Genomic DNA, 17091 nt, shown 5'->3' on the forward strand with positions numbered 1-17091 from the left:
GCCCTTCTAAACAAGGTCTGTGCCAATAATTGCCCCTACGCCAGTTCACAGTGACTGCCGTCCATGCGGGCGATCACCGCTTAAGTATCAAATATCCTTTATTCACCTGTTTGATCCTTTCGTTGCCCACTGTCCGGTAAGTATATATTACATAGAAATAAACCCCATCGGTCAGAGGCAGCTCCGAGTTAACCAACATGCCTTTGTTGGCGAAGCCTTTAAAACTCCTGTCGCTATTATTATAGTTTTTTAATGCAAAAAGCTCATTTCCCCAACGGTTAAAGATCAGAACCTCGTTATCTGGATAAAGCTCTACGTTTTGTATCGTAAAAAATTCATTGCCATTCCCGTCGTTATTAGGCGACATCAACGGATCAGGAATTATCGCATTGTTAACAGGCTCGTCCTGCGGTACATCGGTGGTTGGCGGAGGAGGATATATGTCATTTATTATTACAACAGCAGCATTTCCTATATGCACATCCGGATTTGAAACCGTCCTGATCTTCAAAATGATATCTTCATCACCCTCCTCAAAGCCGTCGTTCAAAGCAGCTATTGTTATCTTTTCTGTTGTCGATAAGGCTCCTTTTGGAATTTTCAAGCTCATATCCTGGTCTAAAACCAGATAATCCCGTTCCCGTTGAGCTTTACCGTTATAATCAACGGTTATAACCACATCCTCCGGGAATGGGCGAAGCAGTCGCGCGGTTACGGCAATTTTATTTCCTTCTCTTACGGACGACAGTACCGGCGTTAAATTAACGGTAGTATATGCATTTACATTTATCGTAACCTTCGCTTCGTCACATTCGCCGGAAGTATTGCATACCCTATATGTAAACTCAGCAATGCCTGCAAAATCCCTATCTGGCGTAAAAGTAAATTTCCCATCCTCTTCAAAGGTAATCTTGCCGTTTTGAGGACCGGTTAATTTGGTAAAGGTTAATTTATCAGACTTAGGATTGCTATCGTTCGGAGCTACATCTCCCATTAAGAGCTTGTCCTGGTCAATATTAAAACTATCGTTCTTCGCCAAAGGCAAACATGCTGCTGGCATAACTTCAGCTTTGACGCTAATTGTACATCCTGCCGCGTCCGTTACAAGCATTTCATACGTTCCGGCAGCTACGTTTTTCAGCTCCGGATCCGTTGCAGAGATGCTTCCTGACCATGAGATCTTATATGGTGTGACTCCCCCGGTTATTTTGCTGACAATAGAGCCGTCATTGTTCAGACAGCTAGCATTTTTCGCGGATAATGTTGCACGTAAGGGCTCGGGCTGACTTATACTCACATCTGCACTGGCCGTGCAATTCGCTGCATCGGTTACAATAACCTTGTAGTTTCCTGACGCCAATAGTGTTAGATCTTTTGTCGTCTGGCCGTTGCTCCAGGCGTAGGTATACGGAGCTGTTCCGCCTTTTATACCCAGAGAAATTGCGCCTGTATTTGATCCGCTGCATGAAACATCTGATTTACTTACAGCAAGTTCAAGCTTCGGGGGCTGCGATATCGTAATTGCTGATCTGGCAATACATCCATTTGCATCGGTAATGGTTACAGTGTAATTCCCCGCTGCAAGGCCTGTTGCATTCTGAGTCGTCTGGCCGTTACTCCACAGGAAGGTATAAGCTCCTGTTCCGCCACTGACTGTCAAGGCTGCAGAGCCTGTGGAAGTACCAAAGCAGTTTGCTGGTGTAGCAACGGCAGTAGCTGTGATCTCTGTTGGTTCGGTGATCGTAACCGGTATGGTTTTCTTGCAACTATTTGCATCGGTGATGGTTACTGTGTAATCCCCTGCCGCAAGGCCCGTTGCATTCTGAGTCGTTTGGCCGTTGCTCCACAGGAAGGTGTAAGCTCCCGTTCCGCCACTAACCGTCAGGGTGGCAGAACCTGTGGATGCTCCAAAGCAGTTTGCTGGTGTAGCAACGGCAGTAGCTGTTATCTCTGTCGGTTCGGTAATGGTAACCGGTATGGTTTTCTTGCAACTGTTTGCATCGGTGATGGTTACTGTATAGTTACCTGCAGTCAAACCTGTCGCATTCTGGGTCGTCTGTCCGTTACTCCACAGGAAGGTGTAAGCTCCCGTTCCACCACTAACCGTAAGGGTGGCAGAACCTGTGGATGCTCCAAAGCAGTTTGCTGGTGTAGCAACGGCAGTAGCTGTGATCTCTGTTGGTTCGGTGATCGTAACCGGTATGGTTTTCTTGCAACTGTTGGCATCGGTAATGGTTACCGTATAATTTCCTGCCGCAAGGCCGGTTGCATTCTGAGTCGTTTGGCCGTTGCTCCACAGGAAGGTGTAAGCTCCCGTTCCGCCACTAACCGTCAGGGCAGCGGAACCTGTAGATGTGCCATAACAGTTTACTGGGGTTGGGGCAATACTAGCGATAATCTCTGTTGGCTCAGTAATGGTAACCGGTATGGTTTTCTTGCAACTGTTCGCATCGGTGATGGTTACTTTGTAATCCCCTGCAGTCAAACCTGTTGCATTCTGGGTCGTCTGACCGTTACTCCACAGGAAGGTATAAGCTCCTGTTCCACCACTAACCGTCAGAGCAGCAGAACCGGTAGATCCCCCATAGCAGTCTACAGCGGTTGGGGTAACACTGGCAATGATTTCTGTTGGTTCAGTGATCATAACCGGAACTACCTTCTCACAGCCATTGGCATCGGTAACGGTTACCGTATAATTCCCTGCTGCAAGACCCGTCGCGTTCTGAGTCGTTTGACCGTTACTCCACAGGAAGCTGTAAGCGCCCGTTCCACCGCTAACCGTAAGGGTTGCAGAACCTGTGGATCCTCCAAAGCAATTTACCGGGCTGGCAACGGCTGTAGCTGTAATCTCAGCTGGCTCGGTAATGGTAACCGGAACTACCTTCTCACAACCATTGGCATCCGTAATGGTTACCGTGTAATTACCTGCTGCCAAACCTGTTGCATTCTGGGTGGTCTGACCATTACTCCACAGGAAAGTATAAGTTCCTGTCCCACCACTTACCGTTAAGGTTGCAGAACCTGTGGAACTACCAAAGCAGTTTGCCGGGGTAGCAACGGCGGTAGCGGTAATCTCAGTCGGTTCAGTGATCGTAACAGGTATAATTTTCTGGCAACTGTTTGCATCCGTAATGGTTACTGTATAGTTGCCTGCAGCTAAACCTGTTGCATTCTGAGTCGTCTGACCGTTACTCCACAGGAAAGTGTAAGCGCCTGTCCCGCCACTGACTGTCAGGGTTGCAGAACCTGTGGACGTGCCATAACAGTTTACAGGGGTAGCAACGGCGGTAGCGGTAATTTCAGTTGGTTCAGTGATCGTAACCGATATGGTTTTCTGGCAATTGTTTGCATCCGTAATGATTAACGTGTAATTCCCCGCAGCCAAACCTGTTGCATTTTGAGTCGTCTGGCCGTTACTCCAAAGGAAAGTATAAGCCCCCGTTCCGCCACTAACTGTCAGGGTTGCCGAACCTGTTGACGTGCCATAGCAGTTTACAGGAATAGCAACGGCGGTGGCTGTAATCTCAATTGGTTCGGTAATCGTAACAGGTATGGTTTTCTGGCAACTGTTTGCATCGGTGATGGTTACCGTATAGTTCCCTGCAGCCAAACCTGTTGCATTCTGAGTCGTCTGACCATTGCTCCACAGGAAGGTATAAGCTCCCGTTCCACCACTGACGGTCAGGGTTGCGGAACCTGTGGATCCTCCAAAGCAGTTTACAGCGGTTGGGGTAATACTGGCAAGTATTTCTGTTGGTTCAGTAATCGTAACCGGAACTACCTTCTCACAACCATTGGCATCGGTGATGGTTACCGTATAGTTCCCTGCAGCCAAACCTGTTGCATTCTGGGTCGTCTGGCCGTTACTCCACAGGAAGGTATAAGCTCCCGTCCCACCACTGATCGTTAAGGTTGCAGAACCTGTGGAACTACCAAAGCAGTTTGCCGGGGTAGCAACGGCGGTAGCTGTAATCTCAGCTGGCTCGGTAATGGTAACCGGAACTACCTTCTCACAACCATTGGCATCCGTAATGGTTACCGTGTAATTACCTGCTGCCAAACCTGTTGCATTCTGGGTGGTCTGACCATTACTCCACAGGAAAGTATAAGTTCCTGTCCCACCACTTACCGTTAAGGTTGCAGAACCTGTGGAACTACCAAAGCAGTTTGCCGGGGTAGCAACGGCGGTAGCGGTAATCTCAGTCGGTTCAGTGATCGTAACAGGTATAATTTTCTGGCAACTGTTTGCATCGGTAATGGTTACGGTATAGTTCCCTGCTGCAAGGCCTGTTGCATTCTGAGTCGTCTGACCGTTACTCCATAGAAAAGTGTAAGCGCCTATCCCACCGCTAACCGTCAGGGTTGCGGATCCTGTGGACGTGCCATAGCAGTTTACCGGGGTAGCAACGGCGGTAGCTGTAATCTCAATTGGTTCCGTGATCGTAACCGGAACAACCTTCTCACAACCATTGGCATCCGTGATCGTGACCGTATAGTTCCCTGCTGCAAGGCCTGTTGCATTCTGAGTCGTTTGACCATTACTCCATAGGAAAGTGTAAGCTCCTGTCCCACCACTGACTGTCAGGGTTGCAGAACCTGTGGAACTACCAAAGCAGTTTGCCGGGGTTGGGGTAATACTGGCAAGTATTTCTGTTGGCTCTATGATGCTCACCGGTATAATTTTCTGGCAGCTGTTTGCATCGGTGATCGTAACGGTATAGTTGCCCGCCGCAAGGCCTGTTGCATTCTGGGTGGTCTGACCATTGCTCCACAGGAAGGTATAAGCTCCTGTCCCGCCGCTAATCGTTAAGGTTGCAGAACCTGTCGATGTACCGTAACAGTTCACAGCGGTTGGGGTAATACTGGCTATGATTTCTGCTGGCTCAGTGATGCTCACTGGTATGGTTTTCTGGCAATTGTTTGCATCCGTAATGGTTACCGTGTAATTCCCCGCTGCAAGGCCTGTTGCATTTTGAGTCGTCTGGCCGTTACTCCACAGGAAGGTATAAGCGCCCGTTCCGCCACTAACCGTTAAGGTTGCAGAACCTGTGGATGTACCAAAGCAGTTTGCCGGGGTAGCAACGGCTGTAGCGGTAATTTCAGTTGGTTCAGTGATCGTAACCGGTATGGTTTTCTGGCAACTGTTTGCATCGGTAATGGTCACAGTGTAATTCCCTGCAGACAAACCTGTTGCATTCTGGGTCGTCTGACCATTGCTCCACAGGAAGGTATAAGCGCCCGTTCCGCCACTCACCGTCAGGGTAGCAGAACCTGTAGCCGTTCCAAAGCAGTTTACCGGGGTTGGGGTAACACTAGCAATGATTTCTGTTGGTTCAGTGATCATAACCGGAACTACCTTCTCACAGCCATTGGCATCCCTAATGATTACCGTATAGTTCCCTGCAGCCAAACCTGTTGCATTCTGAGTCGTCTGACCATTACTCCACAGGAAGGTATAAGCGCCTGTTCCGCCATTGACTGTCAGGGTTGCAGAACCTGTTGAGATGCCAAAGCAGTTTACAGGGGTAGCAACGGCTGTAGCTGTAATCTCAGTTGGTTCAGCGATCGTAACAGGTATAATTTTCTGGCAACTGTTTGCATCGGTAATGGTTACTGTATAGTTCCCTGCAGCCAAACCTGTTGCATTCTGGGTCGTCTGACCATTGCTCCACAGGAAGGTATAAGCGCCCGTCCCGCCACTAACCGTCAGGGTTGCGGAACCTGTGGAACTACCAAAGCAGTTTGCCGGGGTAGCAACGGCAGTAGCGGTAATCTCTGTTGGCTCAGTGATACTCACTGGTATGGTTTTCTGGCAGCTGTTTGCATCGGTAATGGTTACTGTATAGTTCCCTGCCGCAAGGCCTGTTGCATTCTGGGTGGTCTGGCCATTACTCCACAGGAAGGTATAAGCTCCCGTCCCGCCACTCACCGTCAGGGTTGCAGAACCTGTGGATGTTCCAAAACAGTTTACCGGGGTTGAAGTAACACTGGCAATGATTTCTGCTGGCTCAGTGATGCTCACTGGTATGGTTTTCTGGCAGCTGTTTGTATCCGTAATGGTTACCGTGTAATTCCCCGCTGCAAGACCAGTGGCATTCTGGGTGGTCTGACCGTTACTCCACAGGAAGGTATAAGCTCCTGTCCCACCGCTAACCGTCAGGGTTGCGGAACCTGTGGAACTACCAAAGCAGTTTGCCGGGGTTGGGGTAATCGTAGCTATGATCTCGGCTGGCTCGGTAATGGTAGCCGGAACAACCTTCTCACAACCATTGGCATCGGTAACGGTTACTGTGTAATTCCCTGCCGCAAGGCCTGTCGCATTCTGGGTTGTCTGACCATTACTCCACAGGAACGTGTAAGCCCCAGTCCCGCCACTAACCGTTAAGGTTGCAGAACCTGTGGATGTCCCATAACAGTTTACAGCGGTTGGGGTAATCGTAGCTATGATCTCGGTTGGCTCGGTAATGGTAATCGAACCTACCTGTACACATCCTTTCGAATCCGTAACAGTAACCGTGTAACTACCCGCCGCAAGACCTGAAATATCTTCCGTTGTCTGTCCACTATTCCAGTTGTAGGTATATGGAGCGACACCGCCGCTTACGCTGAGGTTTATTGAACCGCTCGCTTCTCCAAAACACGATACATCAGTTTTAGTACTGGTCAGGCTAACGGTCGATTTAGTAACGAGGATCTCATCCGTACAGCCCCCATAGTCAGAACGCAATCTAAATCGGTAAATACCATCTGCTGTAAGTCCGGCAACTGCACCCGTTGCCGGATCTATAGTTGCAGCAGCCGGGTTGCCGCCAACAAGCTCCCATTTATACCCCGTTCCTGCGTCCGCCAGTTTAACCGTAGTTGCCGGGGAGCATACTATAACATCGGCACCGGCGCTTTTAACTTCATCCCTGGTGACGCTGATCATATCGGAACAGCCAACTGTATTAGACAGCTGGAATTTATAGATACCATTAACGGTCATTCCCGAAATATTCCCCAACTGATCTATTGTAGCCGGAGCAGGATTCCCCACAACAACAGACCAGGTCTCGCCCGCACCGGCCGCCGCCAGCTTGGCGGTTGTAGCCGGATTACAACCGGTAATATCCTCACCGGCCACAGGAATATTGAAGGTAGACACTGTGATCACCTTATCGGCTGAGACATTGCAGCTTGTGCCCGTAAGATTGTTTATATCTGTAGCAACCTTAAGCCGGTAACGGTATCCATCCATTGAAGGCTTTATTGGAATATCGCCATATACAGCCTGGTATTCATACGTATTGAGCGTCGCATTATAGACCGGGCTTCCTATTTTTGCGCTACCCATATCAATCCATGTTTGTCCGCCGTCAATACTGTTTTGAAAGATATAAGCCGAATAGGTGTTTATGGAAGCTTTAATATCGGCCTTTAAGGGCAAAACACCGTAGGAGCAGAATTTCGCGGTCAGATCGATATCGGGATAGGTAATATCCGGGCCGCAAATAGCCAGTGAGATATCGTCCAGACCAAGATCATTTCCGCCGGCTACAACTGTTGCATTATCAATTCTTAATTCTACGGAGGTGGTATTCGGACCAGAGTACCAAAGTCCACCCACTTTTACCCATTGAGGAACGTAGTTTACCGAAGCATCCGAGTAAGCGATAGGGCCCGACGTGGATACCAACTGATCGTTTATATAAAAGCTAATATTCGGTTCGGTACCTGCTTTTGCAGCAGAATGGTCTCCGGGCAAAACATTTATTACATATGCAGAGAATTCGTATAGTGTATTCGGGCAGACAGAAATTGATTTAGCCTGATAAAAGGTTTTCCCATAGGTGGTCGTATTAGGCGAACCATTAACGATCATGGCATATCCCCCGTCCCCGGTATGGTCCGATGCTACCCAATCTGTCTTAATGCAATTACGGTTGCTCATCGTCCCAAGTGTTTTGAGAAACGAGTAGGTACCCTCGGGGCCGAGACTACCCTCCGTGGAAGCGTAGGTGTATTTCGTCTGGTCTGGTTTATCGATTCCCAGATTACCGGTCGGTGCGGCGGCAGACAAACCATTATTTATACAATTGGTCACTGACGTATTAGGGGTAATATAAGGAGCGCTAAATGTTCCTGAAGGTCCTAGAATGTTTGTTCCCAATCCTGTTCCACTGCAGACAAGTAGCGCCGTATTGTTTGTCACCGGGATGGTAAACGTGGCAGGAGTGTTATCGCTGGAATTTTCATTATCAATTACAGTATAAGTAAAGCTGGCAGTGCCTGTAAAACCAGACTTCGGCTCGAATTTCAGTTGCTTCGCTTGTGCTGGCGTTAATACCTGGCCGTTTGCAACCTCTACGCCATTTAACATCAGCCGGCCCTGAGAATTGGCGTGTGGCCTTGCAATAATTTTAAATTCCTTTATCGACCCATCCGAGTCCTTACCAACAAGAGGAAGGATCTGGAAAGGCTCATTAATACTTTGCAGATAAAAATTCTTTACATCGATCGCCTCAGGCGGGATATTCGCTATGGTGATTTTAGACCCGGGGATAGATGAAGCAGCAAAGACTGGCAGACAACAGAGGAGGCACCACAAAGAAAGAAAGCGAAATCGCCTGAACAGCTGTGTAACAATAGCCATTATATCTGATCCCCCTGCATGAGTTTTTCTACGGAAAAACACAAAGAAGGTTTCAAAAAAATGCCATAATACTATACAGAAGGCACTTTCTTTTGCATTTCCTCCTTGCGGTCAACGGAAAATAAATTTTGAATTAATTTCCTCTGCTTCTAAGAAAAAGCTCCTCTACCTTCTTCCTTGCCCAGGGAATTTTCCGCAGAAATTTAAGCGATGATTGTATACTCGGATTATCCGTAAAACATTTTACCGGGATCAGCCGGCCGAGCTTTTCAAATCCGTAATAATTTACCAGCTCAACCAGGATGCTTTCGAGAGTTTTGCCGTGCAGGGGATTATTGGGCTGTATGATTGGCATATCACCACAAAGATATCAATTAAGTCATTGCGAGCGTAGCTGGGCAACCGATCTAATTACCTAATTTTGCTGCCTGATCATAACTATGAAATACAAACTAGGAGAATTCGTGCGCTTCGTTGAAGAACGCCGTGAAGGATATATTACCCGGATAATTAACGATACAACCATTGCTGTAACCGATGAAGATGGCTTTGAGATCCCGGTTTTGGCCAGCCAGGTAACCCGGGTACATGGCCAGGACCCTGTTGATGAGCTTGCTGCTCCCGATCATGTGCAGGTTTCCCAATCAGAATTTATCGCCAGCGGAATATTCCTGGCCGTAGCAGCCGATAAGAAGGCTGGCTCAGTGGTACATCTGCACATCGAAAACACCACTTCTTACCAGCTTCTGCTTACGCTTACCACTGAAAAAGGACATAAATTCAAAGGCGAATTTAACGGCATCATCAAGCCTGAGTCGGCCGTGGCTTTGTATTCGGCATCCCTTAGCGAACTTGATCAATGGCCTAAATTTCATTTCCAGATCCTCCTTTTTGCTGGCCGGGGAACTGAATTAAAAAAACCCCTGGAATTCTCTGAGAAATTTCGTGCAAAAGATTTCTCGGGCGCGAAAAGTAAGTCGCACTACCTCGACCAGCCAGCCTGGCTTATTCAATTAGACTCACATGAACCGGTTATTGATCCGCAAAAGTTAAAAGAAAGCTTTTTCAAACCAGCCGCCGAAAAATTACAGGTCGAGAAACCGGGCAAAGAAATCGATCTTCATATAGAGAAGCTCAGGGATGATCATCAATTCCTCAGCAGCTCTGAGATACTCGACATCCAGCTAACACATTTTAGAAAAAGCCTCGATGCAGCTATCGTACATAAAGTCCCTTCAGTTGTCTTTATCCACGGCAGCGGCAACGGGACGCTCAGGAATGAGATCTACAAAATAATCAGCAAACATGCCCAGGTTAAGACATTTATGGATGCACATAAAGAGAGATTTGGATATGGAGCTACAGAGGTATATTTCAAATAGTGTCAGTTTCATTCACTATCTATTCACTAAGGGTTCACTATCCGTTCAGTTAAAATTTACAAGCGCCAAAATTTATTACCTTTGCCTTTTTGCAAGTCAGCCCTCATTTGATCAGATCAATTTCAAGTAGATTTCCCATAAGTACCATGCTCAATCCTGAAATAGAGAAACGAAAAACCTTCGCAATTATTAGTCACCCTGATGCCGGAAAAACCACGCTAACGGAGAAATTCCTTCTATTTGGAGGAGCTATTAACACTGCAGGGACAGTTAAACGTAATAAGGCTAACCAGAGCAATACGTCCGATTTTATGGAGATCGAGAAACAACGGGGCATCTCTGTAGCGACGTCTGTAATGGGTTTTGAATACCAGGGCAAAAGGATCAATATTCTGGATACACCAGGCCACAAAGACTTTGCCGAAGACACCTATCGCACACTCTCCGCTGTGGATAGCGTAATCCTCGTTGTAGACAGCGTAAAAGGGGTTGAGGAACAAACTCAAAAGTTAATGGACGTCTGCCGGATGCGCAATACCCCGGTAATTATTTTTATCAATAAACTCGACCGTGAGGGTAAAGATACTTTCGATCTGCTGGACGAGCTTGAAAACAATTTGAATATAAGCGTTTGCCCGCTTTCCTGGCCAATTGGTCAGGGCCACAACTTTAAAGGCGTTTATAATATCTTTGATAACTCGCTTAATCTTTTCAGGCCCGATAAATCAAAGATTTCCGAGTCTCTTATACAGGTAAAAGATCTTAACGACACAACGCTTAACGAGCATCTTCAGGAGAAGGAACTGCAAACTTTAAAAGATGACCTGGAGCTTGTTGAAGGTATTTATGGGACGGTGGATAAAGATCTGTATCTGGACGGCCTTCTTGCCCCTGTCTTTTTTGGGTCCGCAATTAACAACTTTGGGATTCGTGAACTGCTGGATACTTTTGTTTCAATAGCACCCAGCCCCAAAAGCCGCGAAGCCAATGAGCGCATGGTTCTCGCTACTGAAAAAGCTTTCACAGGCTTTGTATTTAAGATCCATGCTAACCTTGACCCAAATCATCGCGACAGGATAGCCTTCCTCAGGATCTGTTCGGGCAAATTTGAACGCAACAAATTCTACTTTCATACCCGGCAGCAGAAGAAACTTAAGTTTTCGAACCCGATGGACTTCATGGCAAATGAGAAAAGCCTGGTGGAAGAAGCCTGGCCGGGTGATGTTGTTGGCCTGTACGACAGCGGAAATTTCAAGATCGGCGATACATTGACCGAAGGAGAACAATTGCAATTCAAGGGTATCCCAAGTTTCTCTCCTGAGATCTTCAAGGAGGTTGAAAACCGCGACCCGCTTAAATCAAAGCAGTTGGAGAAAGGCTTGCAACAACTCACAGAAGAGGGTGTGGCTCAGCTATTTGTGCAGCAGCCAGGTAACCGTAAGATTATTGGAACAGTTGGTGAACTGCAGTATGAGGTTATAGCTTTCCGGCTTCAGCATGAGTACGGTGCGAAGTGTGCATTCCGCCCGCTTACCTTCCGGAAATCAAGCTGGATGACCTCAAAAGACAAGAAGAATCTCAATGAAATAATACAGCGCCGCCATCATCATATCGCTACTGATAAGGATGGAAACCCGGTGTTTTTGGCCGACAATGACTGGACCTTAAACCTTGCCAAGAGGGACTTCCCTGACGTAGAATTTCATACTACTTCCGAGTTTAAGAAACAAGCGTGATACCAGGTAAACCGTATCACAGCCGACTGACGGGTTCTATAATTTCGATTTCCTGCTCTCTTTAGGCTGCAAATTCGCCGCGCTGACTTCACTAAAATACTCTTTCGCCAGTGTTTGATCGTGGCCATAAATGTCGTCCCTAAAATGCATGTTACCATTTTCGTCCGCCCAGGCGGTAAAATAAACCAGGTAAACCGGCAGAACCTGCTTTAATTTTACATACTTCTCTTTGCCTTCAGCAATTGTGCTCTGGATCTTGCTCATGTCCCAGCCTACCGGCCTCAGCAGATATTCCGCCAACTGCAACGGCTTTTCGACACGCACACATCCATGGCTGAAGTTTCTTTTAGATTGACTGAACAGTTCATCGTGCGGGGTATCGTGCAGATAGATGTCATTGGTATTAGGAAAGATAAATTTTACATCGCCAAGGTCGTTCCTGGGTCCGGGTTTCTTCCGCAAGGTATATTTCCAGTTCTCCCTGGTTACCGACCCCCAGTCGACCTGAGACGGACTAACCTGGTTGCCTTTCGAGTCTATCAGCTCCATGTTACTCCGTGAGAGATAACCAGGATCACTTGCTATTTTAGGGCCCAGCTCTTCTCTCACTATACTTGCGGGCACATTCCAATACGGCGCCAAGACCACATTTTCCATCTTGTCGCTAAATACAGGCGTGCTGTTCATTGTCTTACCTACGATCACATTCATAGCCAGCCGCTCCTCGCCCTTCTCATAAACACGAAGCCTGAACTCCGGGATATTAACGATCAGGTAATTGGGCTCAAAGCTTTTCGGGATCCACCTCCAGCGTTCCATGTTCAACACTATTTGCTTAATGCGCTGTTCTACAGGGACATTCAAAAGTTTAACGGTTTCAGCTCCCAGGCTGCCGTCAGGTTTTAGTCCCTGGTCAGACTGGAATTTCTTAAGTGCATCTACAGTTCCTGCATCGAAGATGGAATCGGTACTACTTAGGCCAAGTCGCTTTTTAAGGGCAGAAACTACGGAGGCGCTTTGCCCTTCTTTTAATTTCGGGCTTACAGTAACCTTTGGCCACCCACCGGCCGCCTGAATGCCACGATAGGTTTTCAAAGCTGATTTAAGCCTGGCATAATCTGGATGCAGGGGACTAAAACTTGCATAAGAATATTTACTCTCCCGTTCTTTCAGAACCGTCATTAACGCTTTGTGAAGCTTAATCTTATTTCGCTTTACGTCCCATTCAATCTCCTCGTTTTCACGGGGAATGACCACACCACGATAATAATCGGAAGCCCAGACAAAATAAGTCGCAGAAAGTGCAACGTCTATCTCTTTTTGGATCTCGGTAAACTTAGCTGAATCGCGCTTTGCTGCCTCCAGGTTAGCGAACATTGTATTGAAATCCTTAAACTGGTACTTCTTAGGATCCAGCCCCTCCTCATCAGCCTTATTGATTACGCTCAGCATTTCCTTCGCCTGAGGCACGATTTCATTATTCTTAAACCATCCCAGTTTAAAGCCGCGCTCACGATAGAACTTCTTCGCCCAGTCCGTATGTTCTTTCAGCAGGGGATCATTATTCATGTAGTTGATGTAATACATGCTGTCCAGGATCGGCTGCGGCTTACTGGCAACCTGGCGTTCCTTCTTTTTACCGCCGCAGGAAGAAAGGAGGATAATGCTTAGCCCGGCTACCAGGAGAATATACTTTTTCAGGGACGAAAGTGGTGTCCTAAAATAACGGCTGCTATTACTGTTGCGCGAGAGGCTTTTACACATGTACAGGTCTGAGGCTGGCGTATTTATTTTTTGCATAAAATTTATTATCAATAAGTTAGCAATAATATTGGCTTTTTGATTCGCTAGTGTCATCTGTATTATGCAACAAATGTGCCGTTCCCGGATTATTATTTTCACCTTAGAGTTATAGCTAAATCTTCTCATGAGGGATTCATGGAATAAACCAGATTTATTTTCTTCAACCGGGACCCGGCTTTGATCTGCTTTTCCCTGGCGATCGCATCATGTATCCATTGAAAACACTGCACAGAAACCATCTCATCATTGCGAGCGAAGCGAAGCAACCTCGCGCGAAGCAACCCCAACATATTATGTCAACTTGACACCTCCCCGACCTTTGGAACATCCTTTGTTACACCCCATACATCTAAAACACTAAAATCAATCAAGAAAAAATGCAAGAAAAAGGAACCATTTCGATCCACACGGAAAACATCTTTCCGATCATTAAGAAGTTTTTATACTCCGATAACGAGATCTTCCTGAGAGAGCTGGTAGCTAATGCAGTGGATGCTACGCAAAAAATAAAACGTCTGTCTTCCTTAGGAGAATACAAGGGTGAGCTCGGCGAGCTTAAAGTCTCCGTTTCATTTGATGAAAAGAAAAAGACCATCACCATTTCCGATAACGGCTTGGGAATGACTGGCGAAGAGATTAAAAAATACATCAATCAGATCGCATTTTCGGGCGCTACCGAATTTGTAGAAAAGTTCAAAGACGCAAAAGATGCCAATGAGATCATTGGTAAGTTTGGACTGGGTTTTTACTCTGCCTTTATGGTGGCCGACCAGGTGGAGATCCAGTCGCTTTCGTATAAGGAAGGTTCTGAACCGGCACGCTGGATCTGCGATGGAAGTACAGAATTTGAGATCAGCGAAGGCAGCAGGACAGAACGCGGTACGGATATTATCCTGCACGTTAATAAAGAATCTAAGGAATTCCTCGATAAGGGGAAACTACAGGGCATCCTGGATAAATATTGCAAATTCCTTCCAATACCGGTTGAATTTGGCACCCGATCTACCTCCGAACCTGATGGCGAAGATGCAGACGGCAAACCTAAATATAAGACGGTCGAGGTACCGAATATCATTAACAATACCTCCCCGATCTGGACTAAATCCCCGGCTGAGTTAAAGGATGAGGATTACCTGGCATTCTACCGGGAACTTTATCCATTCTCTGACGAGCCTTTGTTTTGGATCCACCTGAATGTAGATTATCCTTTCAACCTGACCGGGGTGTTGTACTTCCCTAAAGTGAAGAACGAGTTTGAAATGCAGCGTAACAAGATTAAGCTGTTTTCAAGACAGGTATTTATCACTGATGAAGTAAAGGATGTTGTTCCCGAATTCCTGATGCTGCTTCATGGTATCATCGACTCACCGGATATCCCGCTTAACGTGTCAAGAAGCTTCCTTCAAGCCGACAGCTCGGTAAAAAAGATCAACACATATATCACTAAAAAGGTGGCCGACAAGCTTTCGTCTTTATTCAAAGCAGACAGGAAAGCCTACGAAGAGAAATGGAGCGATATTGGCCTGTTTGTGAAATACGGCATGATCAGCGAAGAGAAGTTCTACGAGAAAGGAAAAGACTTTGTATTACTGGGCAACACCGGCAAGGAATTCTTTACCATTGAGGAATACAAAGAAAAAGTGAAAGCCAACCAAACTGACAAGGACGGCCAGCTTGTAATGCTTTACGCCACGGATGCAGCCAAACAGGACAGCTTTATCCAGTCGGCTAATAAAAAAGGCTACGATGTATTATTGATGGACTCTCCGATTGATACTCACTTCATCAGCCAGCTGGAGCAGAAACTTGAGAAGACATCATTAAAACGCGTCGACGCCGCTTCCGCTGACAAAATCATCAGCAAGGATGAGAACATTGTCGCGGTTCTGAACGACGAAGAAAAAGAAAAGGTGAAAGCCATTTTCGAGAAGGCCGTTTCCAAACCGAATATGAAAGTCGACGTTGACAGCCTTAACCCCGACGAGTTACCTGTGATCGTTACCATGGACGAATTCATGCGCCGTATGAAAGACATGGCGGCAATGGGCGGCGGGGGAATGAGCTTTTACGGCAATTTGCCCGACAGCTATAACGTAACCATCAACGGAAACCATAAGCTGGTTGGCAAGATCCTGCAAACCAGCGACGAGGGTGAGCAAACCCAATTAGCGAAACAGGCGTTTGACCTGGCTTTGCTTTCGCAGGGAATGCTGACAGGCGCTGAGTTGACGGAATTTGTGAATCGGAGTGTGAGTTTGATATAAATGAACTGTCAGCTGTGAGCTATTAGCTTACTAAACGCTTTAAATAAAAAATCCTTTCCGTAAATGGAGAGGATTTTTTTATGCCGTTACCGTAGCGTATGTTCGGAAGTCTTGGTTCTTGTATATCTGTTTTGCGAGGCCATCGATAACCCGCACATGCCCGCCAACTTCAGCGAAGGAGAAACCGGTTATCAGCTTAGCCTTTCCCGCCAAGTTTAACCCCTAACCATGCCATGGGGAAATAAGCAACTACCAGATCCAATACTGAAAACCATACAGGAGAAGATAGCATCATAACAGCTGAACAGCCGCCGATAAAGAATAACAAGCCGGTAACCATTCCCATGGCTAAATGACTGCTGGCGGCGATCTTTACGCAAACGAATGCTCCTGTAAGAGTCCCTATGGCGTGGGAAAGGAAAGGCATTATAAAATGTTTCGGTTCAAAAAGATGAATGGATGCCTGGAGTCCCTCCATAGTTGTGATGTCCGCACCCTCTGGAGGTGGGATAATGTATGCACTAAGCATGATCAGGCAGTAGTTTACCACTGAGCCGAGTACAAACCCGGCGATTATTGCGAGAATGTTTTTGAAAATAGGGTTCATTTGTTTAGAATTATGTTTAGTATTAGCTTACAACTAATTTAATAAAAATCTGACTGACAATGGGCCTCCATCCGATGAGTACTTTAACTTACCTTTCAAGGATTGGTCAAATTATTGCTGCCATACTCAGGTTGTTCGAGCCCCCTATAAATCTTTTGAAAACAACCCGTATCGCATCATTCCACAAGAAATCTGAAAGAATTGTTGCATTTAAAGTAATACTAAACCAACCTAATAATTAAACACCTTAAATCCCTAATTATGAAAATCGTCAAACTAGTTCTCTACATCCTCTTCGGACTAATGTTTGTTAATGCCGGCCTTAACAAATTTTTGAATTACATGCCTATGCCGGAGCTGACTCCCGTACAAATTAAATTCTTTACTGCTTTTGCTTCCATTTCCTGGATGATTCCGCTGATTGCCGTAATCGAAATTATTGGCGGAATACTGGTCATGATACCTAAAACCCGTGCGCTGGGAGCAATCGTCATCCTGCCGGTAATGGTTGGAATTTTGGTACATCATGCTACTATAGACACAAGCGGGCTTGTTATTGCCCTGGTATTGATGGCGATTAATGTTCTGGCGATAGCGGATAATTGGGGAAAATATCAGGCATTGATACGCGATTAAGCTGAAAGACGACAGTTGAAAGGTGAAATAG

The 17091-nt window shown here is 46.5% G+C and carries 8 protein-coding genes; 4 read left to right on the forward strand and 4 right to left on the reverse strand.

Features of this window, described 5'->3' with window-relative positions; all coding sequences use genetic code 11:
• Positions 1 to 73: 73 nt before the first annotated feature.
• Both P2W76_RS03870 and P2W76_RS03875 read right to left on the reverse strand, forming a co-directional pair.
• The gene (locus P2W76_RS03870) at positions 74 to 8632 is read right to left on the reverse strand and encodes a cadherin-like domain-containing protein (RefSeq protein WP_276346192.1); all 8559 of its coding nucleotides are present in this window, start codon (positions 8630 to 8632) and stop codon (positions 74 to 76) included.
• A 133-nt stretch (positions 8633 to 8765) separates the two neighbouring features.
• Positions 8766 to 8987, reverse strand: a complete 222-nt coding sequence (locus P2W76_RS03875; RefSeq protein WP_276346194.1) for a VF530 family protein — start codon at positions 8985 to 8987, stop codon at positions 8766 to 8768.
• 85 nt (positions 8988 to 9072) lie between these two features.
• On the opposite strand from P2W76_RS03875, the gene P2W76_RS03880 reads away from it, so the two are divergent.
• Together P2W76_RS03880 and P2W76_RS03885 are read left to right on the forward strand one after the other, a co-directional pair.
• Positions 9073 to 10014, forward strand: coding sequence for a DUF2027 domain-containing protein (locus tag P2W76_RS03880; RefSeq protein ID WP_276346196.1), 942 nt, complete (start codon positions 9073 to 9075; stop codon positions 10012 to 10014).
• A 146-nt stretch (positions 10015 to 10160) separates the two neighbouring features.
• Entirely contained in the window at positions 10161 to 11750 is a 1590-nt protein-coding gene (locus P2W76_RS03885; RefSeq protein WP_276346198.1) for a peptide chain release factor 3, read from the forward strand.
• A 36-nt stretch (positions 11751 to 11786) separates the two neighbouring features.
• On the opposite strand, the gene P2W76_RS03890 is transcribed toward P2W76_RS03885, so the two are convergent.
• Positions 11787 to 13550, reverse strand: a complete 1764-nt coding sequence (locus P2W76_RS03890; RefSeq protein WP_276346200.1) for a L,D-transpeptidase family protein — start codon at positions 13548 to 13550, stop codon at positions 11787 to 11789.
• Between the two features lie 380 nt (positions 13551 to 13930).
• On the opposite strand from P2W76_RS03890, the gene htpG reads away from it, so the two are divergent.
• Positions 13931 to 15817, forward strand: a complete 1887-nt coding sequence (gene htpG, locus P2W76_RS03895) for a molecular chaperone HtpG (protein WP_276346202.1) — start codon at positions 13931 to 13933, stop codon at positions 15815 to 15817.
• A gap of 196 nt (positions 15818 to 16013) precedes the next feature.
• Here htpG and P2W76_RS03900 read toward each other — a convergent pair whose 3' ends face one another.
• Complete coding sequence (locus P2W76_RS03900; protein WP_276346204.1) at positions 16014 to 16424, reverse strand: hypothetical protein; 411 nt, start codon at positions 16422 to 16424, stop codon at positions 16014 to 16016.
• 261 nt (positions 16425 to 16685) lie between these two features.
• On the opposite strand from P2W76_RS03900, the gene P2W76_RS03905 reads away from it, so the two are divergent.
• Positions 16686 to 17060, forward strand: a complete 375-nt coding sequence (locus P2W76_RS03905) for a DoxX family membrane protein (protein WP_276346206.1) — start codon at positions 16686 to 16688, stop codon at positions 17058 to 17060.
• The last annotated feature ends 31 nt before the right edge of the window (positions 17061 to 17091 follow it).

This window comes from Daejeonella sp. JGW-45 (assembly GCF_029360805.1).
GTDB lineage: Bacteria > Bacteroidota > Bacteroidia > Sphingobacteriales > Sphingobacteriaceae > Daejeonella.

Bases quoted from the DNA above. Each gene is read 5' to 3' on its own strand.
- P2W76_RS03900 (WP_276346204.1), bottom strand. From the start codon at position 16,424: ATGAACCCTATTTTCAAAAACATTCTCGCAATAATCGCCGGGTTTGTA.
- P2W76_RS03885 (WP_276346198.1), top strand. From the start codon at position 10,161: ATGCTCAATCCTGAAATAGAGAAACGAAAAACCTTCGCAATTATTAGT.
- P2W76_RS03905 (WP_276346206.1), top strand. From the start codon at position 16,686: ATGAAAATCGTCAAACTAGTTCTCTACATCCTCTTCGGACTAATGTTT.
- htpG (WP_276346202.1), top strand. From the start codon at position 13,931: ATGCAAGAAAAAGGAACCATTTCGATCCACACGGAAAACATCTTTCCG.
- P2W76_RS03870 (WP_276346192.1), bottom strand. From the start codon at position 8,632: ATGGCTATTGTTACACAGCTGTTCAGGCGATTTCGCTTTCTTTCTTTG.
- P2W76_RS03875 (WP_276346194.1), bottom strand. From the start codon at position 8,987: ATGCCAATCATACAGCCCAATAATCCCCTGCACGGCAAAACTCTCGAA.
- P2W76_RS03890 (WP_276346200.1), bottom strand. From the start codon at position 13,550: ATGCAAAAAATAAATACGCCAGCCTCAGACCTGTACATGTGTAAAAGC.
- P2W76_RS03880 (WP_276346196.1), top strand. From the start codon at position 9,073: ATGAAATACAAACTAGGAGAATTCGTGCGCTTCGTTGAAGAACGCCGT.